General features: G+C 67.1%; 18 protein-coding genes and 6 pseudogenes. 12 read left to right on the forward strand and 12 right to left on the reverse strand.

What is annotated here, in order from left to right:
- Positions 1–14 precede the first annotated feature (14 nt).
- Positions 15–896 carry a universal stress protein gene (locus tag RHA1_RS00270; protein WP_011593383.1) on the forward strand — a complete coding sequence of 294 codons (882 nt, stop codon included), beginning with the start codon at positions 15–17 and terminating at the stop codon, positions 894–896.
- A gap of 12 nt (positions 897–908) precedes the next feature.
- Here the strand turns inward: RHA1_RS00270 and RHA1_RS00275 are convergent.
- The 3 genes and pseudogenes from RHA1_RS00275 to RHA1_RS00280 all read right to left on the reverse strand — a co-directional run.
- Positions 909–2281 (reverse strand): annotated as a pseudogene (locus RHA1_RS00275) (heavy metal translocating P-type ATPase); the annotation flags it as partial.
- A complete protein-coding gene (locus tag RHA1_RS53465; protein WP_423816196.1) occupies positions 2260–2490 on the reverse strand; it encodes a hypothetical protein in 231 nt (76 codons plus the stop codon). The gene RHA1_RS53465 and the pseudogene RHA1_RS00275, both read right to left, overlap by 22 nt.
- 9 nt (positions 2491–2499) lie before the next feature.
- The gene (locus RHA1_RS00280; protein WP_016884276.1) at positions 2500–2823 is read right to left on the reverse strand and encodes a dsRBD fold-containing protein; all 324 of its coding nucleotides are present in this window, start codon (positions 2821–2823) and stop codon (positions 2500–2502) included.
- Between the two features lie 525 nt (positions 2824–3348).
- Here RHA1_RS00280 and RHA1_RS00285 point away from each other — a divergent pair.
- The 4 genes and pseudogenes from RHA1_RS00285 to RHA1_RS00300 form a co-directional block, all read left to right on the forward strand.
- A complete protein-coding gene (locus RHA1_RS00285) occupies positions 3349–3912 on the forward strand; it encodes a GNAT family N-acetyltransferase (RefSeq protein WP_011593387.1) in 564 nt (187 codons plus the stop codon).
- 9 nt (positions 3913–3921) lie between these two features.
- Entirely contained in the window at positions 3922–5436 is a 1515-nt protein-coding gene (locus RHA1_RS00290) for a bifunctional aminoglycoside phosphotransferase/ATP-binding protein (RefSeq protein WP_011593388.1), read from the forward strand.
- Between the two features lie 49 nt (positions 5437–5485).
- Positions 5486–6439, forward strand: coding sequence for a 1-phosphofructokinase family hexose kinase (locus RHA1_RS00295; protein WP_011593389.1), 954 nt, complete (start codon positions 5486–5488; stop codon positions 6437–6439).
- A pseudogene (locus tag RHA1_RS00300) lies at positions 6355–6693 on the forward strand (hypothetical protein); the annotation flags it as partial. The gene RHA1_RS00295 and the pseudogene RHA1_RS00300, both read left to right, overlap by 85 nt.
- A 23-nt stretch (positions 6694–6716) precedes the next feature.
- On the opposite strand, the gene RHA1_RS00305 reads toward RHA1_RS00300, so the two are convergent.
- Positions 6717–7592 (reverse strand): 3-oxoacyl-ACP synthase III family protein, encoded by an 876-nt coding sequence (locus tag RHA1_RS00305; protein ID WP_011593390.1) that lies wholly within the window; start codon positions 7590–7592, stop codon positions 6717–6719.
- Positions 7576–8679, reverse strand: coding sequence for a 3-oxoacyl-ACP synthase III family protein (locus RHA1_RS00310; protein ID WP_016884270.1), 1104 nt, complete (start codon positions 8677–8679; stop codon positions 7576–7578). Before RHA1_RS00310 ends, RHA1_RS00305 begins: the two co-directional genes overlap by 17 nt.
- A gap of 178 nt (positions 8680–8857) precedes the next feature.
- On the opposite strand from RHA1_RS00310, the gene RHA1_RS00315 reads away from it, so the two are divergent.
- The 4 genes and pseudogenes from RHA1_RS00315 to RHA1_RS00330 all read left to right on the forward strand — a co-directional run bounded on the left by RHA1_RS00315 (position 8858) and on the right by RHA1_RS00330 (position 11650).
- Positions 8858–9448 (forward strand): CBS domain-containing protein, encoded by a 591-nt coding sequence (locus RHA1_RS00315; protein ID WP_011593392.1) that lies wholly within the window; start codon positions 8858–8860, stop codon positions 9446–9448.
- Between the two features lie 51 nt (positions 9449–9499).
- Positions 9500–9757, forward strand: a complete 258-nt coding sequence (locus tag RHA1_RS00320) for a hypothetical protein (RefSeq protein ID WP_011593393.1) — start codon at positions 9500–9502, stop codon at positions 9755–9757.
- A gap of 73 nt (positions 9758–9830) precedes the next feature.
- Positions 9831–10718: a universal stress protein gene (locus tag RHA1_RS00325; protein ID WP_011593394.1), complete on the forward strand. Its 888-nt coding sequence runs from the start codon at positions 9831–9833 to the stop codon at positions 10716–10718.
- A 55-nt stretch (positions 10719–10773) separates the two neighbouring features.
- A pseudogene (locus RHA1_RS00330) lies at positions 10774–11650 on the forward strand (potassium channel family protein).
- 13 nt (positions 11651–11663) lie between these two features.
- Here RHA1_RS00330 and RHA1_RS00335 read toward each other — a convergent pair.
- From RHA1_RS00335 to RHA1_RS48880, 5 genes and pseudogenes are all read right to left on the reverse strand, one after another.
- A complete protein-coding gene (locus tag RHA1_RS00335; protein ID WP_011593396.1) occupies positions 11664–11906 on the reverse strand; it encodes a PLDc N-terminal domain-containing protein in 243 nt (80 codons plus the stop codon).
- A 75-nt stretch (positions 11907–11981) separates the two neighbouring features.
- A pseudogene (locus tag RHA1_RS53470) lies at positions 11982–12299 on the reverse strand (flavodoxin domain-containing protein); the annotation flags it as partial.
- Positions 12291–12827: pseudogene (locus RHA1_RS00340) on the reverse strand (flavodoxin domain-containing protein); the annotation flags it as partial. The pseudogenes RHA1_RS00340 and RHA1_RS53470, both read right to left, overlap by 9 nt.
- Entirely contained in the window at positions 12824–14308 is a 1485-nt protein-coding gene (locus RHA1_RS00345; RefSeq protein ID WP_011593398.1) for a DUF4389 domain-containing protein, read from the reverse strand. The gene RHA1_RS00345 and the pseudogene RHA1_RS00340, both read right to left, overlap by 4 nt.
- Before the next feature lie 248 nt (positions 14309–14556).
- The gene (locus tag RHA1_RS48880) at positions 14557–14988 is read right to left on the reverse strand and encodes a TetR/AcrR family transcriptional regulator (RefSeq protein ID WP_011593399.1); all 432 of its coding nucleotides are present in this window, start codon (positions 14986–14988) and stop codon (positions 14557–14559) included.
- A gap of 12 nt (positions 14989–15000) precedes the next feature.
- Between RHA1_RS48880 and RHA1_RS53475 the strand changes: the two are divergent.
- A pseudogene (locus RHA1_RS53475) lies at positions 15001–15381 on the forward strand (alpha/beta fold hydrolase); the annotation flags it as partial.
- Between the two features lie 89 nt (positions 15382–15470).
- Complete coding sequence (locus RHA1_RS51425) at positions 15471–15671, forward strand: alpha/beta fold hydrolase (RefSeq protein WP_016884264.1); 201 nt, start codon at positions 15471–15473, stop codon at positions 15669–15671.
- Here RHA1_RS51425 and RHA1_RS00365 read toward each other — a convergent pair.
- Entirely contained in the window at positions 15647–16393 is a 747-nt protein-coding gene (locus RHA1_RS00365) for a response regulator transcription factor (RefSeq protein ID WP_009472609.1), read from the reverse strand. The two genes, RHA1_RS51425 and RHA1_RS00365, sit on opposite strands and share 25 nt — an antisense overlap.
- A 157-nt stretch (positions 16394–16550) precedes the next feature.
- Here RHA1_RS00365 and RHA1_RS00370 point away from each other — a divergent pair, with 157 nt between their 5' ends.
- Positions 16551–17399, forward strand: coding sequence for an alpha/beta fold hydrolase (locus RHA1_RS00370; protein ID WP_009472610.1), 849 nt, complete (start codon positions 16551–16553; stop codon positions 17397–17399).
- Here RHA1_RS00370 and RHA1_RS00375 read toward each other — a convergent pair.
- Positions 17359–18063 (reverse strand): hypothetical protein, encoded by a 705-nt coding sequence (locus RHA1_RS00375; protein ID WP_009472611.1) that lies wholly within the window; start codon positions 18061–18063, stop codon positions 17359–17361. The genes RHA1_RS00370 and RHA1_RS00375 overlap by 41 nt on opposite strands.
- Positions 18064–18176: the final 113 nt, after the last annotated feature.

Consider the following 18176-nt stretch of genomic DNA (forward strand, 5'->3'; position numbering starts at 1 on the left):
TCGAGGAGAAGACCATGACCGCCCGCCACCCGATCGTTGTCGGAACAGACGGGTCACCGTCCTCGCTCCAGGCGGTGGCGTGGGCCGCGCAGGAGGCGGCGTTGCGGAACTCCCCGCTGTCGGTGATCGCGACCACGTTCGTGCCCGGCGCCTACGGTGTGCCGATCGGCATGCCGGAGAGCTTCTTCGACGACGAGGAACGCAACGGAAAGAACCGGCTGGCTGCCGCAGCGGAGATCGCCGCCCGGACGGTGCCCGGGCAGTCCCTCGATATCCACACGACCCTCTGCACCGGAACGCCGGCCGGGGAACTCCTCGAAAGAGCGAAATCCGCCGCGATGGTCGTCGTCGGCTCGAACCGGCAGGGAATCATCGAGCGCGGCTTCCTGGGATCGGTCAGCGCCGCGGTCGCCACCCACGCACCGTGCCCGGTGGCGATCATCCACGATCTTCCCGATTCCGAGGTCACCCGCCTCGAGGGGCCTGTCGTCGTGGGGGTGGACGGTTCGGCGCACAGCGAGCCCGCCATCTCGATGGCCTTCGCCGAGGCCGGCCTGCGCCAGTGCGAACTGGTCGCCGTGCACGCCTGGTCCGACGTCGACCTCCCCGTGCATTACGAGGGCGGTAGCGTTTCCGGGTGGAAGCAGATCGTCACCCAGGAGACGGCCCTGCTGTCGGAGAGTCTCGCCGGCCGTGCCGAGGATTTCCCCGACGTCAAGGTGCGGACGATGGTCGTCATGGACCGGCCGGTACGCAACTTGCGCGAACAAGCCGACAACGCCCGACTTCTCGTGGTCGGTAGTCGCGGACGCGGCGGATTCACCAGCATGCTGTTGGGATCGACGAGCCGGGCCCTGATGCACTCCGTCCGGTGCCCGCTCCTCGTCGTTCGGTAGCGCCGACGCCGGTCAGCGCTCGTCCTCGATTCCCGGGGCCAGCGCGAAGTAGTCCTCTTCCTCCTGGGCAAAAAAACGCAGCACCGCATACAGTCCATACAGGCACGCGAGAAGGTCGTCACGCTGATCCGGGCGGACCTCACCCTGCGCCTCGACGGCGCCGAGGTGAGTTCCCAAGCGCCGGCTGAGCCGATCGATCTCCGCGTGCGCTCGGCTCATCGGAGCGGTGGCTTCCGCCGTCCCGAACGCCTCCGCCAGCGCGGGATACAACTGGGTCTCCTCGGCGCGCTCATGGGGCAGGACCCGCTCTGCCAGCACGGTGTGTGCTCTCCGCACCGCCGCTACCGTCTCGGGTCCGGGTTGGCTACTCACCTGCTCTGCCGCGTTACGGATCAGTGTCAGGGCTCCCCGCAGGTCGTCGTGTTGATGGTCGAAACGCTGCAACAGCAGACCGGTTTCCCGCGTCACCGTGAGTTCGGAGGAGCGGCCGCCTCGAAGGGCGCGCAGGGCATTGAGGATGAACGCCACATCGATCCCCTCCTGCAGCAGGGCGCCCGGCGCGGGAGCGATCCAGCCGAACGCCGCGGCAGTCATTGCCAGCAGCGACAGCGTCATACCGATGCCGGCACTCTGGATCGCGATCCGCCTCGACCGCCGTGGGATCTCCATGGCGTCCGCCAACCGGGCGAGGTGATCGGTCGTCAGCACGATGTCGGCGGCCTCGGAACTGGCTGTGGCTCCTCGCGCGCCCATCGCCACTCCGACCGACGCCGCCAATGCCGGTGCATCGTTGATCCCGTCCCCCACCATGATCGTGACGGCCCGGCGCTTCTCCTCCCGCACTGCTGCCACCTTGTCCACGGGCGTCTGCTCCGCGAGCACGGCGTCCAGTCCGACGATCGACCCGATCTCGAGGGCCGGTGCGCGGCGGTCACCCGTCAGTATGATCAGTCGGTTCAGCCCGGCCGCCCGCAGTCGGCGCAACGTGCGAGGCGCGTCTCGACGAAGCGGATCCCGCAGCAGGATCGCCCCGGCCAAAGTGCTGTCGATCTGAACCCAGGCCGCCGCCGCGCCGTCCAGGGCCGATCGCGTCGAGACGGCCTCCGCCCAGTCCGGCAACACGCCGTAGTCCGCACTGACCTTGACGGCACGACCGTTCACGACGCCGCTGACCCCGGTTCCGGCTGCTCGCTGACATCGGTGGGCAGTGGCAGCGCGCAGCCCCTCGCCCTCGCGAAGTGGACGATCGACTCGGCGAGAACGTGGGGCGACAACTGGTCGACAGCGGCGGCGAGTCGGAGTACCTCGTCGGGATCGTGGCCGGGGGCGGCCGCGACGTCGAGCCCGGACGGCCTGCCGGTCGTCAGCGTTCCCGTCTTGTCCATCCACCAGGGTCCGCGCTCGACGCGACCTTGTCCCGCTGCGGACCGCATTCGTGCCGGTCGACCGCGTAGTAGGCGATGTTGCAGCCGCCGGGGGCCGGTCCGAGTCGACGCTCGAGGTCAGACCACGAGAACCGTGTGCGTTCACCGCCGTAGTCGGTGAAGTTCGGTGCCGCCCCGGGGGTGGACGACGATGTGGGAATCATGCTCATAGCCGCTGATCACAGTCCGTGTCCGCACGCAGCCGCGTCCTGTGTGGCTGCCAGCTCGAACAATTGGTGCGCAAGGTCGGTCAAAGCACGAGCGGCGGCCATCTGGCGACTGACCTGCACTGTGTCGGCGTGTCGAGAGTGGCAGCCGGCCTCTCCCTGCCCTTCGAGGAGGGCCTTGCCGTGCGGGCGCAGGCGCGCCGTGGCCCGGGAGCAGGTCTGCTCCGCGTCGGGTTCGTGTATCTCGATCTCCACGGGCCACGTGGTCGCGGGCACCGGTCTGGTCACCGCCGCCCCGGACCCTTGCACATCGCGCCCATGCCGCTGGTCCGTCATGGCCTCTCCTGTTCGATTGCCGTGTGGTGACGCTCGGTAACGGGCCCGGTCCTCCGGATCGGTGGGACACGATCACTCGGTTGTCCGGTGTGGGCTCACAACGGCCGGACGACGACCGTTCAGGGTGCCGTTCGAGTGCCGTGAAGAGCCGTTGCCGGGCAACCCGTTCGGCCAATTCCGGCATGTCGGCGATCGGCACCCTCGCGAGATCCGCAATACTGCCCGCCACTGTCCGAGCAATCGCATCCCGCGTGAAACTCCCCTCGAACTCGGGAATCAGCCGCTCCACCACCGGCGCCTGCGTGTGCACCATCGCCGTGGTCTCCGTGTCACTGCTCGTGCTGGTCATTGCGTTTCGAGGATCTTTCGATGCCGGTAGGGCGCCCTTGGTTTCCTTCAGCATCGCGAACCCACCGACATCGGCAATAGAGGCGAAGGACCGTAGTCGAGGACCAAAGGCTCTGACGCCGCGTCCGCCGCCACGCTTGAATGAATTCCGACGGCCGACGACGGAGGTGACGGTGCATGAAAACCCGAACGCCGCACGCGGTCACCACGGGCGTCGTCGTGCGCTCCCTTCGACCCACCGACAGAGACGACGTGCAGTCTCTACACGAGCGGATGGACCAACACGACGCCTACCTGAGGTTCTTCGGAGCCCGTCCGAAGCATCTCGAGGATCTGGCCGAGTCACTGTGCCTGCAAGACCCCCGGCATTGCGCACTGGGCGCCTTCATCGGCGGCATCCTGGTAGGAGTCGCGAACTACGTGAGCCCGGCACACCAGTTGGACAACGACTCGACGCCGGTCGAATTCGCGCTGGTGGTCGATCACGAGTACCAATCGCACGGAATCGGAACGATGCTGCTGACCCGGCTCGTCGACGCCGCGCGGGCGCACGGCATCGAGCGGATGACGGCGGAGGTGCTGGCGCAGAACACCTTGATGCTCGAGGTGATCCGAGACCGGGGGTGGGCCCACGCGCTGCGTCGCGACGGGACCACACTTCACCTCGACCTCGACCTCGACCTCGATGAGGACGCGCAGGCTGACGGACCTTCGGCGCGGCGCCGGCCCGTCGTGATGTGACGAACCCTCATGTCGGCGACCGAGAGAACTCAGAGGTGTTCGCCACCGCAGGCAGTCGGTGGACTCGAGGTGAGCGGAGTCGAGACGCACACGGCCTATGTCGTCATGGTCGGTGATGTCGTCTTCAAGGCGAAGAAGCCGATCCGGACGGCGTTCGCCGACTTCGGCACCGCCGAAAGGCGTCGCGCGGCCTGTGAGCGTGAAGTGACATTGAACCGCAGGCTGTGCCCCGACGTGTATCTCGGAGTCGCCGAATTGACGGACCCAGCCGGAGGGCCGACCGAAGCGCTGGTCAAGATGCGCCGGATGCCGTCGGACCGACGACTGGCCCGGCTGGTCGGCGGGGGCGGCGACGATACCACCGCGCAGGTGGATGCGATCGCCGCCGTCGTCGCCCGATTCCACGCCGGGGCGGAGCAGTCTGCGGAGATCGATTGTGACGCCACGCCCGGAGCGGTGGCCGCACGGTGGCGAGCCAACGTCTCCGAAGTGACGAGTTACCGGTGCGATGTCCTCCCGGCGGCGGACGTCCACGAGGTGCAGGCGCGGGCCCTCAGGTATCTGAAGGGGCGGAAACGGCTGTTCGAGTACCGCGTTCGGGAAGGCCGGATAGTCGATGGTCACGGCGATCTTCTGGCGGACGACATCTTCTGCCTCGCAGACGGGCCGCGCATTCTCGACTGCCTCGACTTCGACGACCACCTACGCCACGTCGACTGTATCGACGACGCGGCATGCCTCGCCATGGATCTCGAGTACCTGGGACGCGAGGACCTGGGATCGCGGTTTCTCGATCGGTATTGCGCCGCGGCACGCGATGAGCCGCCGGCATCATTGCAGCATCACTACATCGCCTATCGGGCGTTCGTCCGTGCGAAGGTGGCCTGCCTGCGGTACACGCAGGGTTCCCGCGCGGCCGGCGAGGATGCTCGGGCGCACTGCAACCTCGCGTTGCGGCAGCTGCGCGCGGGAACCGTGCGAATGGCACTGGTCGGTGGGCTGCCCGGCACCGGAAAGTCCACGCTGTCGCGCAAGTTGGCTGACGTCACCGGATCCGTCGTCATCTCCAGCGACCACGTCCGCAAGGAACTCGACGGCCTCGATCCGCATTCCCGTCAGGTGGCCGGATTCGGTGAGGGCTTGTACAGCGGCACCATGACCGACCGCACCTACGCCGAGGTGCTGCGGCGCGCTCGCGACCATCTCACGGCGGGAAGGTCGGTCGTGCTGGATGCGTCGTGGACACAATCGATGCGCCGGGAGCGCGCTGCGCTCGTCGCTTCCTGCACCCACAGCGATCTCGTCGAACTCGAGTGCAGGGCACCACGCGCCATGGCGATCGCGAGAATCGGGAGCCGTCCAACCGGCGACTCGGACGCCACCCCCGCCGTGTACGACGCGATGGCCGCGAGTGCCGCGGCGTGGCCCTCGGCCACCGCGGTCGACACGGACACGGCCGCCGGGGACAGCGTGCAGACGGCGGAGCGGATCTGGCATTCCACGTCGGGGTGGCGAGATGAGTAGTCACAGCTACCGTTCGCCGGTCACGGTTTGCCCGACGACAGGAGAGCCCATGCCCGACATCGTGACGTTGACGATGAATCCTGCGCTCGACATCACCACGAGCACGAACCGGGTGGTGCCGACCGACAAGGTGCGCTGCGGCGCGCCTCGCCGAGATCCCGGCGGCGGCGGACTGAACGTGGCCCGGGTACTGCACGTTCTCGGAACTCCCGCGACGGCGGTGTTTCCTTCGGGCGGCCATACAGGCCGGGCCCTCGAGGATCTCGTGGCCACCGAGGGCGTCGAGATCCGGAGTCTGACGATCCGCGGTTCCACACGGGAGAGCCTGACGATCAACGAGAACGAGACGGGTCTGCAGTACCGTTTCGTCCTGCCGGGACCAACAGTGACCGCAAGGGAACAGGTGGCCTGTCTCGACCTGGTCATCGAGGTCGCGTCGGGCGCCGACTATGTGGTGGTGAGCGGAAGTCTGCCACCGGGTGTGCCCGCCGATTTCTACCAGCAGGTGGCAGACGTCGTCGGCGACCTCGGTGCGCGAGTCATCGTCGATACGTCCGGTCCGGCCCTGAGACAACTTCGGGGTGGTGTGTTTCTCGTCAAACCGAGCATTCGCGAACTCCGGGACTGGACGGGGCGGGAGTTGTCGGCGATCGACGACCAGGTGGCAGCGGCTCGGGAAGTCATCGACCGGGGGGTCTCCCAGATCGTCGTCCTCTCGCTCGGTGCCGATGGCGCTCTGCTGGTCACACGGGACCGCGACGAGCATTTCCCGTCGGTCCAAGTCCCGGTGGTCAGCGGTGTCGGTGCAGGCGACAGCATGGTCGCCGGTGTGGTGTGCGGCCTGGCACACGGTCGTTCGTTGAGCGACTCGGTGCGGTACGGGATCGCCGCGGGGGCGGCCATGCTGCAGACACCGGGCACCGCCCTGTGCCGGCGACCCGACGTCGAGCGGTTCTATCAACTGCTCACCGACGGATCCGCCGCGGGCACCATCGTCGGATAGTCAGGCGTGTGCGAGATGGAGACCGGCCGCGCTCAGTTCCGCGTAGTTCGGCCTTCAGTTCGTACGCGGGAATGGACGTGGGCCGCGACAACGGCCTGGTCGTCGACCGCGATTACGAGGACAAGGCCCCGTACCGGTTCACCGGAACCGTCCACGAGGTCGTGTTCGATCTCCAACCGGCAAACCACGAGGCCGAACTCGCGCTGCACGAGCACGCGGCGATGCAGGGTGTCGGGCACGGCGCGGCCGGCTGACCCGACGATGCCTTTGCCCGGGCTCAGGGGTGTTCGCTGTACAGGGCGGCGCCGGCGGTGACCCCTGCACCCACGGCGACGATCAGGACACGGTTCCCGGCCGGGATACCACCCGTCCGGCGGTCCAGGGCCGCCACGAGGGACGCGGTATGCATCCGTTCGTCATAGGCGACCACGATCCGCGGCACGGGGACACCCAGGTGCTCGGCGAGCGCCGCGCGGAACTTCGGCCGGGCGGGAGCGGCCACGATCAGATCGACATCGGCGAGCTCGAGGGAGGATGCCTCCAGGCATTCCCTCGCCGCCTGCGCTCCGGCGGTCGCGAATCGCTCGTCCATCGAATCCGACTCCCGGAATCGCAGTACGTTCCGGGAATCCTCGAGTCCGACGGTGGCACAGAAGCTTTCACCGGCGTCGGAGCAATTCACCCAATGGACGGGCCCCAGGCCGAATTCGTCGTCGGTCCAGCGGCAGAGGATGGCTCCACCCGTCGGCGCAAACGGAAAGTGCTCGCTCATCCCACGTCCGGGATCGGCATCACTGGCAACCACCAGCGCCCAGTTGATCGTGTGCGACCGCAGGAATCCGTCGACGATCTGCAGACCGTTGAGAGCCCCACAGGATCCGTTTGCGACATCGAAGGAAAAGGTCCCGTGCGTGTCGTCGTGGGGGTCCTCCGGGTGGGCACCGATATCTTCCTGGATGAGCGCCGCGAGGGCGGGCTCTCCCAGATTCCGGTCGCGGTACAACCCGACGTTGACGAGCAGGTCCAGGTCGTCGGCATTCCGACCGGCCCGTTCGAGGCAGGTCTGGGCGGCCGACACCGCGAGATGCAATGCACTGTGGCGGGTACGCCAGCCGCCTCGTGTGACGTCGAGCCGATCAATGACTGTGCCCATAGCGTGCCACCAATTCCTCGTCCAGGGTCAGCAGAACGACGCCGATCTCCAAACCCGATGCGAGGGCGATCAACGCCACGGTCTCACCCGCTCGGATGCGGCCTGCTTCGAGTTCCTCGACCAGCGCGACGGTGTGGGTCGTCGAGGCCGTATTTCCATAGCGGTCGACGGTGATGACCGCGTCGTGCCGTGGAGAATCGCCCAGCGTGGCGGTCACCTCGGCCATCCCTTTGCGGATCGCTCGCGCCGAGGTTTGGTGTGTGATCACGTGATCGATGTCGTGGAGGGAGATCCCGGCGGCGTCGAGCACCTCGTGCAACAACAGCGGGGTGTCCGCGATCGCCGCCCGCTGGATCCCCCGCGAGTTGGTGAACATTCGGGCGCCGGGGTCGTCGCCCTTCGGGTACGCGAGACAGAGCCGACTGTAGTCGGCGACGGTGGTGAATCCGGCCAAACCGATCCCGGCCGATCCGGCAGGGGCACGTTCGAGGAGCAGCGCGGCCCCGGCGTCGCCGAGCGTGAGGCACGCAAGCTCCTTGCTCATGATGTTCCGGATGTGCTGGGCAGCATTCTGTCCGAGCTGCGAAATGTACTCACCACTGACGACAAGTGCCCGTTCGACGATTCCCTGACGGATCCAGTTGTTCATCACCGTCACACCGGTCAACATGCCGGCGCACGCGTTCGAGAGATCGAAGGTCATCGCCCCCGGCGCGCCGATCGCCTGGGCGACCGCACTACTCATCGTCGGTTCGAGCCATTGGGTGAGACCGCCGTGAAACTTGGTGATGCTGCAGCTGACCACTACATCGATCGACGCGGCGTCCCGGTTCGACCGTTCCAGGCAATCCAGTGCCGCCGAGATCGCCAGTGTGTAGGAGTCTTCGTCCCCCACCGATACCCGGCGCTCGCGGATCCCGGTGAGCCGCTCGAGGTCGATGTGAGTCGAGTGACGGGTGGTCGACATCAGGTCCGTGGTCGTGAGATGTGTCGTGGGTAGATGCCGGCCGGCCCCGGCGAGACGCGTAGCGAACGGCATTCGCCGGTCGTCGTTCTCGGTCTCCATGACCAGCCAACGCTTGACCATTCTTCCCACCTCCGTGCTCACTCCACAATCGCGCATCGGCGATGTCGTCACCAGGGCATTTGGACCCTTCCGGGGGATCGTTCGAACCAGCACCGAGGAATGCGACGAGGTGAGGTCCTAGGACCCTTGTCCTGTGACGGTGGCACGCCGACGCTGAGGGACGAGGAGAGGAGTCGTCATGCAGGCACGACACGTCATGAGCAGCCCGGTCACCACGGTGGACCGATCCACCTCGGTGGACGAATGCCTTCGGTTGGTCGGAAGTTCGGGCTTCACGGTGCTTCCGGTCGTCGACGAGCGGAAGCATCTCGTGGGCATCGTGTCCGAGGGTGATCTGCTCCGTGCACGATTCCGTGAGCTGGGCGGGGCGGACCGCGGGACCGACCCGCAGCCTGACGAGATGTCCGCAGGCGACGTCATGGCCAGTCCCGTGGTGGCGATGACGGCCGACGCGGAGGTCAGTGAACTCGCATCCGCGATGCTTCGATCTCGGCTGCGCGGCATCCCCATCGTCCACGATCACGACATCCTCGGGATCGTCACCCGCCCCGATCTCATCGCCGTCCTCACGACCGACGACGCTCAGGTCGCAAAGGAAGTGCAGCACCGCCTCGACGTCTACGGTGGAGCCGGCCGATGGCGCGTAGACGTCGCCCACGGCTCCGCCGCGATCTACGGTGTCACGCCTCAGGACCCGGAACGAAATGTCATCGCCGCACTGGCCGATACCGTGCCGGGCATCGCCGAGGTGCATTTCCCGCCCGAGTAGCCGAACCTCGATGTCACACCGATCCTCGTTTTCTCTGGGCAGGAGCCGGCAATGCAGGCAAGGTATCTCGACGCCGGAGATCTGCGATGGCCATGGGTCGCGGCCGCCGCCGTCGTGGGCTTCGCCGCATTGTCGATGACATCTCCCCTCGCCGTCCTCGGGGGTGCAGCCGCGGTCGTCTTCATCGGACTCGGCGTTTTCCGTAATCCGCACCAACGGGTCGTCGGCGCCGCGATCGTGTCGGTCGGTGTCGGACTGCTGGTGCCGGGCTTGCCCGCCCTGCTCCTGCACGGTGTGAACTCGCTGTGACCGGCCGGTCCGCGATCACGCGGCACCGCAGTCTCGACGGGCCGACGCGAACGAACAGAGACGAGGTATCGACATGACAACAGATTCACCGATCGTCGTGGGTGTGGACGGATCGGCGCACTCACTCGACGCCGTGTGCTGGGCCGCCGACGCGGCCGTCCACCATCGAGCCCCGTTGTCCTCCCTCCTCGGTGCGCCCGGTACGTTCGGCGACGCCGTCAACCTCTCCGCAGGCGTGTTCAGCGGCGTGGAATATGCGGGCACCCAGAGTCTCGCCACGGCTTCGGAACTCGCCCGGCGGAGCGTGCCCGGCAACCACCTCACCCTCCGGACGTCGCTGCGTCACGGCTCGGCCGTGGCGGCCCTGCTCGACGCCGCCGAGTCGGCGCGCATGCTGGTCGTCGGTTCCCGTGGCCTCGGAGAGTTCACCGGCGGCCTGGTCGGGTCGGTCAGCGCCGCGGTTGCCAGTCATGCACCCTGCCCGGTGGCGGTGATTCGCGGAATGCCAGAAATGGACGCGCCGCCGTTGGACGGCCCGGTGGTGGTCGGAGTCGATGGTTCACCGAACAGCGAACCTGCCATCGCGGCCGCCTTCGAGGAGGCCTCTCTGCGCGGCGTCGACCTCGTGGCAGTGCACGCGTGGAGCGACTTCAGCCTGTTGACCGTTACCCCCGCCGATCCCAGCGACAACGAACTTCCCTGGTCGGCAATCGAAACCGCTGAACGGGCGGTCCTGTCGGAGAGACTTGCCGGATGGAAGGACAAATATCCGGACGTGTCCGTCCGCAAAGTTGTCGTCCGAGATCGACCGGTTCACCACCTGCTCCAGCAAGCGCGGGAATCGCAGTTGGTGGTGACCGGCAGCCGGGGGCGTGGTGGGTTCGCCTCACTGTTGCTCGGTTCGACGAGCCGGGCTCTCCTCCACGCGCTGACCTGCCCGCTGCTGATCGTTCGCCGGTGACGAGACGAGACGCCTCCACCGTCGTCCCCGCCGGGCGGACCGTGTTGAGTCCCTTCTGAGGATCGGCCGCGCATTGGGGGCCTTCGGGTTCGTCGTCGTTGCAGGCACGCTCGGATATGTCGTCCTGGGCTTCGGCATGCTGGATGCGCTGTACCAAACCGTGACGACGAATAAGCACGGTCGGGTTTCGTGAGGTTCACCCACTCGGTGCGGTGGGCCAGATCTTCACGATCCTGCTCATACTGGCAGGTGCCGGTACGGCGCTGTACACGTTCGGAGTAATCCTCGAAGCCCTGATCGAGGGGTATCTACGGCAGCACATGGAGCGTCGGCGAATGGACAGACACATCAGCAGGATGACCGGGCACGCGATCGTCTGTGGTTTCGGCCGGGTCGGACGGGCCGGAGTGCAGTATCTGGCCACGCTCGGGATGCCGGTCGTCGTCGTCGATCGCGATCCGGAGCGCCTCGCCGAGCTCGACGTCCCGACAGTCGTCGGGGATGTCACCGACGATCAAGTTCTCGAAGCGGCGGGAATCGGCCATGCCCACGCTCTGATCCGGGCGGGAGCAAACCGCGTCGTCACCCTCATCTCATCGGGGGCGCCGGATGGGTGCCTTCGCGCTCCAGCCACACGTCGCCGAGTTCTCGCACGTCGTGATGCACGACGAGACGCTGGATTACCGGATCGAGGAGGTCGAGGTCTCGCCTGCCTCGCCGCTGGCCGGGCGAACACTGGCGGAAGCGGGCCTCGCGGCGCAACCGGCTCACTGTTGATGGCGTTGTGGTCACCGACGGGGCAGTTCGTCGCCGATCCCACCCCGGAGCAACGTCTGGACCCGGGCACCATTCTCATTGCACTCGGAACTGCGCCGCAACTCGATGCGCTTCGGCGCGAGGTCAGGCAGAGTGAGGGAATCTACTCACCCTGAACAGTTTCCGCCCTCACCGAGCCTGCGCCGGGGCACGGCGGGCCCACCGGAAGTACGCGATCGGTCCGATGAAGTTCACGGCAATCGCAGCAGCCCATGTCGTTCTGCTCCCCCTGATCTCGTGTGGATCACGTTTCGCGAGATCTGCCCAGGCCGCCACGGCCAGCCCCACCTGCACCGCCGCCATCACCACCAGCGCGGCGCGCTGCGACGCTGTCAGACGCGACCACGTCACAGGCCTCTTCCATGGACTCATCGCTGCTCCTCCGATCTCACTTCACCGGCCCGGCACCCGCGAGGTTAGTGCCTCCTCGGCGCCCGACCACCGGATTCAGGTCCATCTTTCCGTGTCCCGGGTCGATTCGGCGGCGATGGCGCCTGCCCACGCGCACACGTCCGCCCAGTCGCGGGCGTCGCCGTAGTGCCCACCCATGAGCGTGAAGACGACTCGCCCGAATCCCGGCCAGTCGCCCGGTGCGATCACGCCGGCGAAGAATCGGTGGTCGCGCACATCGGCCGCATCCCGCAGTATCCGCACTGCTCCGGGCTCCGGTGTCACGCGACGCAGAAAACGCGCCAGTCGTTTCGACAGGGTGGTGCTGGTGACGCCGACCGACGACACCGAGAACGCCCATACGCGCCTTCTTTCCGTGTCCCGGGTCGATTCGGCGGCGATGGCGCCTGCCCACGCGCACACGTCCGCCCAGTCGCGGGCGTCGCCGTAGTGCCCACCCATGAGCGTGAAGACGACTCGCCCGAATCCCGGCCAGTCGCCCGGTGCGATCACGCCGGCGAAGAATCGGTGGTCGCGCACATCGGCCGCATCCCGCAGTATCCGCACTGCTCCGGGCTCCGGTGTCACGCGACGCAGAAAACGCGCCAGTCGTTTCGACAGGGTGGTGCTGGTGACGCCGACCGACGACACCGAGAACGCCCATACGCGCCTTCCCTCGAACTGGGACCGCAGGCGCCCGACGGCGTCGGAGGCCTCGGCGAGCCACTGTCCGTTGTGGATCGCGCTTCCGAAAACGATCACGTCGTAGGAGTGCACGTCAGACACGGCTGCGACCGGCCGGACGTCGACCGACTGCCCGAGGCCTTCGATGCACGATCCGAGCCGCTCCGCGATCCCGCGGGTCGAGCCTTTCGCCGTCGCGTACGCCACCAGTACCGTCATGTGCGTGGCCTTTCCGGAGAGGTCTCGCCGGAATCGTCTCCGCCCGAGTGCGGCGTGGGCTCGTGCGGCTCGCATGGTCCCTGATCGAGACGGAACGGTGGGTATTCATCCCGCATCAGGGTCGCGTACGCCGCGACGCGGAACGCCCAACGATTGATTCCCATCACGAAGTCGAACAAACCGTGTGGGTATCGCCCGGTGAAGAGAAGCGCAATCGCCGAGAAAGTCACCGCGAGACCGAGCACAGAACCGAGGAGCCACGGCTGCCCGTAGTGCGTACCGTCGGTGACGGTCACTCCGGCACGCCAGCTCCCGAACCACCCTCCCGCGAGTAGCGCCAGGATCAGGTAGTGCGGGATCGCCAACAGCCACCACTTCACGAGGACCAGTCCGCGGGACAACCGCACGGGGTAGTCGACGTCGAAGTCCGCGGGATAGTCGGTACGGTTCAGGGTGAAGGGCGGGTAGCGGTCCGTGGCCAGGGCCGAGTAGGTGTAGAACTGCACTCGCCACACCCACCGGAGAACTCCGACGTTGAAGTCGAACAGGGTTCGCGGATACCGCGCGGTGAACAGGATCGCGAATCCGGACACCAGGGTGGTGACGACGAACGCGATTCCGAGGAAGAAGAGCACGAAGTAGTGCGGGAGCGCCAGGAGCCATTTCACCAGCCACAGCCATCGCGACAGCGGCGCGTCGAGTTCACCCACGAGGCGAGCGGGATAGACGGTCCATGGAACGTGTGCGTCGCCGGCGATCGTGCCGTCGCCCGCGATCTGCGCGACGGGATGCGGTTGTGGCGGGCCGTGCCGGCCCAACCCGATTGCTCCTGCCACGATCAACGGGATTCCGATGATCAGAAGGACGACCGCGCCGACCAGGACGCTCAGTGCGAGTGGTCCGAGGAAAGTGAGGCGTGCGCCGGCCTGAATGTCGACGGACAGGCCTGGAGTTGCGTCTGCCTTCATGACGACAGCCGTCCAGGACCCCTGCTGTAGCTCCCACCGCACTTCCTGCGTGCCAGTACCCGAGGAAGAGGCGGACCAGAATGGTTGTGTCCCAGGTAATGCTGCCGGTCGGGTTCCAGGAATCTGCCGATAGGTCGGCCGAAACGGATCGAACTGCACGTCTGTCACTTCGGTGCGAGCAACGTCGGTGAAGTACTTGTCGACCTCGTCACGAGGGCCGATCCCGATGAAGATCTCTTGGTCGGGATCGGTGGCGGTGGCTCGCACCAGTACCCGGCCGAGGTCCTCGGTGCTGAAGCCTTTCGGCAAGTCCGCGCCCTCGAAGAGATCGACCTTCTCCGATACCAGGGCACTCTCACTCGTCTCGAAGTGCTCACGCGGCGAGGTGAAGTGCCCACCGTCGCGTTGCATGAAGTAGGCCCACCCCAGAAACACCGCGGCAGTGAGCAGCGCGAACCCGGTCAGGGCGCTCAGACAGCCCAGGACGAGAACGGCTACTCTGCCGGTTCGCACAGGCGCATCCTCCTGGTCCGGGATCCCCGAAAACTCAGTGTGCGGCGTCCCTCCAGCCGCGCGTCAGGGTCATTGGTCACCACTCGGTCGACCGGTCGAGTGTGTTGCGGCTACGAAACCAACTGGTGGAGCGTTGGGTACCGATCGTGTGGGAATCGGCCATCGCGGTCGCACTCGTCACGGCCGGATCGACCGGCTTCCGCCGCCGCGACCTGAGGTGTCGAATCACCGGTGACGTGAGCGGGGCGTCAGCTCACCGCGGCCCGCACCACCAGTTCGAACGTCGGCCGCGGATCCGCGGTGTCGTGTCGGGCGATGCGATGCAGGATCAGGCCTTCTGCGCACGCCATGACTGCGGTGGCGGCGGTCTGCGGATCCCGTGCTCCCAGCCGGTGGAATGCCGACACGGCGGACGCCTCCATTGCCGCGCGCCCCCGTGCCAGCGCCTCCCGGAGAGCGGGGTCGTGGCTGGCTTCGAGGAACAGGACCAGCCGTGCGGCGGTGACGGTTCGGTTGGCGACATTCGTGTAGTCGATCAGACCGCAGAGCGCGTCGACGAGGTCTTCTGCGGATGTCGGTGCCAGTACACCGACTTCGGACATCTCGCGTTCCACGATCGCGTCGACGGTGCCGGTGACGAGCGCCGCCCGGGTGCGGAAGTAATTGGACAGGCCGGTCACGGCGAACCCGTGGTGCTACTCCACGGCTTCCCCCAACACTGGTGGGAGTGGCGCGGGGTCCTCCCCGGGCTGGCCGCGCATTACCGGGTGATCTGCCCGGATCTGCGCGGCGCCGGCTGGACCGACGCACCGCCGACCGGATACACCAGCGAGCAGTTGCTCGCCGACGTCGTCGCGCTCCTGGACGCGCTCGAACTCGACCAGGTCTGCCTGATCGCGCACGACTGGGGCGCTCTGCTCGGATACGAGCTGTGCCTGCGCGCGCCCCACCGTGTGCGGAAGTACGTGAGCCTCGGTGTCCCCCCCGTTCGTCCGGTTCGATCCACGGCTGCTCGGACGGGGGCGTCAACGCCTGACCTACCACCTGCTGCGGGATTTCACCACGAACCGGAACACCTGTTCGGAGAACGACATCGAGCTGTTCGCCGCCAGCTGCGCGCACCGGCCCGCGCCGCCGCCGCGTCCGCTCTCTACCGCTGCGGATGCTCATCGGCGCCGAAGACCCCATCGTGCGCCCGGAGTTCCTCGGCGGATGCGAGGAGCGCACCGATGACTTCGGTGTCGAGTTCGTCGACGGCGCCTCACACTTCATTGTCGACGAGAGGCCGGAGGCAGTGCTCGAACGCGCGCTCGCATTCTTCGCGCCGCCGGGCCCGGATCACGAGGCGGCGACGGGCACCTGACGGACGGGATCGATGCTCCCCGAACGTTCGAGCTCGCCCAGGGCGAACCCCACGCCGCGCACGGTGTGGACGACGTACGGCGATCCGACGGCCACCAGCTTCCGTCGCAGGGAGCAGATATAGGCATTGAGGACGTTCGTCTTCGATTCGACCGTCACACCCCACACCATGAGCATGAGGTCGCGGCGGGTGACGACTCGATCGACATTCTGCGCGAGCACGGTGAAGAGGACGAATTCCGTCCTGGTCAGCGTGGTGCGGAGCCCGTCGTGGTCGGGTTCGTGGGGTTCCTCGCACTGGCAGACGTCCTGCGCGTCGTCGGGCGCCTGCGCGGGCACCGCGGGCTTCACCCGGCGGAGGATCGCGCGGAGCCGTGCGACGAGCTCGTCCGCCCCGACCGGCATCTCCATCACGTCGTCGGCGCCGGCCTCCAGGAGGTCGCTGCGCCGGTTGCCGGAGCGGAACGTGCCGATCACCACAACGGCGAGCGCGAATCGCATCGCTTTCAACGCCCGCACCGTGGTGTCCGCGTCGAGATGTGGCGATCGCGCGTCGACGATCACCACATCAGGGGGTTCGATCCGCGACCGCACCGGCTCCGCATATGTCCTCGTGACGAAGAACCCCGCGTCCCGAAGGCGCTCGACGAGGGATCTCTCGACGTCCGCGTCGATCAGGAGGACGCGCGGACGGGCGATGGCCGAACTCGACACAGCGTTCATGCGGGTTCCTCCTGTTTTCGAGCCTCGCGTCGGTGTGCCTGTTAGATCAACCGGGGGCAGAGATCAAGTTCCCACGCCGCAGTTGATGACGATATCGGGCGAAACTCCCCTATCGTTACCGAGAGACCGCTGCATCACCCGATCGGGAGGTCGTTGTATGTCCCAACTCCAGCACCTCGCACTGCACGGGGACGCAGTCGCATACCGGCTGAGCGGTGAGGGCGAGACATTGCTGCTCGTGCACGGGATGGCGGGAAGTTCCGCGACGTGGCGCGCGGTTCTCCCGCAGTTGGCCCGGCGGTACCGGGTCCTGGCGCCGGACCTGCCCGGCCATGGTGATTCCGCCAAGCCGCGCGGCGACTACTCGCTGGGCGCGTTCGCCGCGTGGCTGCGCGACCTCCTGAACGAACTGGACATCGAACGGGTGACGGTGATCGGTCAATCCCTCGGCGGAGGGGTGGCGATGCAGTTCAGCTATCAGCATCCCGAACTGTGTGACCGGCTGGTCCTCATCGGCAGCGGCGGACTGGGACCGGATGTGAACTGGACCCTGCGGTTGCTGGCGGCACCGGGGTCCGAGTTCGTCCTGCCGTTGGTGGCGCCCTCCGCGGTTCGTGACGCCGGCAACAAGGTCCGCGGCTGGCTGGCGGCGGTCGGGATCCACTCGGTCCGCGGCGACGAGATGTGGAACGCCTACTCGTCGCTGTCCGATTCGGACACCCGGCAGGCGTTTCTGCGGACGCTCCGCGCCGTCGTCGACCATCGGGGGCAGGCGGTGAGCGCGCTGAGCCGTCTGTACCTGAACGAGGGTCTCCCGACGCAACTGATCTGGGGCGATTCCGACGGCATCATCCCGGTCGCGCACGGATACGCGGCGCACGAGGCGATTCCCGGGAGTCGGCTCGCCGTCCTCGACGGTGTCGGGCACTATCCACACCTCGAGGATCCCGCCGCGGTGGTCGAGATCATCGACGACTTCGTCTCCACGACACCGGCGCGGACCTGAATGATCGGTCGGCTGCGCTCGCGCGGCGCCCGGTGACGAGGATGTAGACGCTGATCAGCAGCACCCATGCCGGGAACGCCAACGTCGACCACAGGCTGAAGTCGACGATCGCCAGCAGCGCCAGGGCCAGCAGATACGTGGTCATGACGAGCCATCGCGGCATCAGGCCGGTCCGCAGCCAGATCGTCCCCAGCGAGATCATGAACACCGCGGCCATGCGCAGCGCGTAGACGTGGTTGATCTGCAGCATGATCTCGCGGCCGAAATAGACGATGTCGTTCGCGGAGCTGCCCGAGTGGCGGGCGATGGCGAGCACGCCGCCCGCCACCCCCATCGAGACGAATCCCATCGCGAGAAACAGCAATCCGCTGCCGAGGAACACCGTCGCGAAGAACCGGTCCTCGAGGTCGCCGAGACGGTCGCGGATGACGCCGATGAACCAGAGGAAGGCGATCCCCGCGAACGGAGCGAGGAGCAGGGCCGTCTTGATCCGCGTCTCGCCGCTGCCCACCCAGGGGGTTTCGTCGAACGGGTCCGCCGGCAGCGCGGTCCGCAGAAGGACGAGGCTGGCGGCGAACAGCACGGCGAAGACGATTCCCGCGACGGCCGCCGAGCGTGGCGTCCTCAGCCGGCGGAACTCCTGCGCGCGCTGCGTTTCGGCCATGAGTCAATCATGGCTCGAGGAGCGATCGGGATTCACCGATTCGCGTCTACCCGGTGAACACCCGCCGGTCGGTTTCCCGCTGGGCGGAACGCCGCATGGCGTGCCGCATCCCC

This window comes from Rhodococcus jostii RHA1 (assembly GCF_000014565.1).
GTDB lineage: Bacteria > Actinomycetota > Actinomycetes > Mycobacteriales > Mycobacteriaceae > Rhodococcus_F > Rhodococcus_F jostii_A.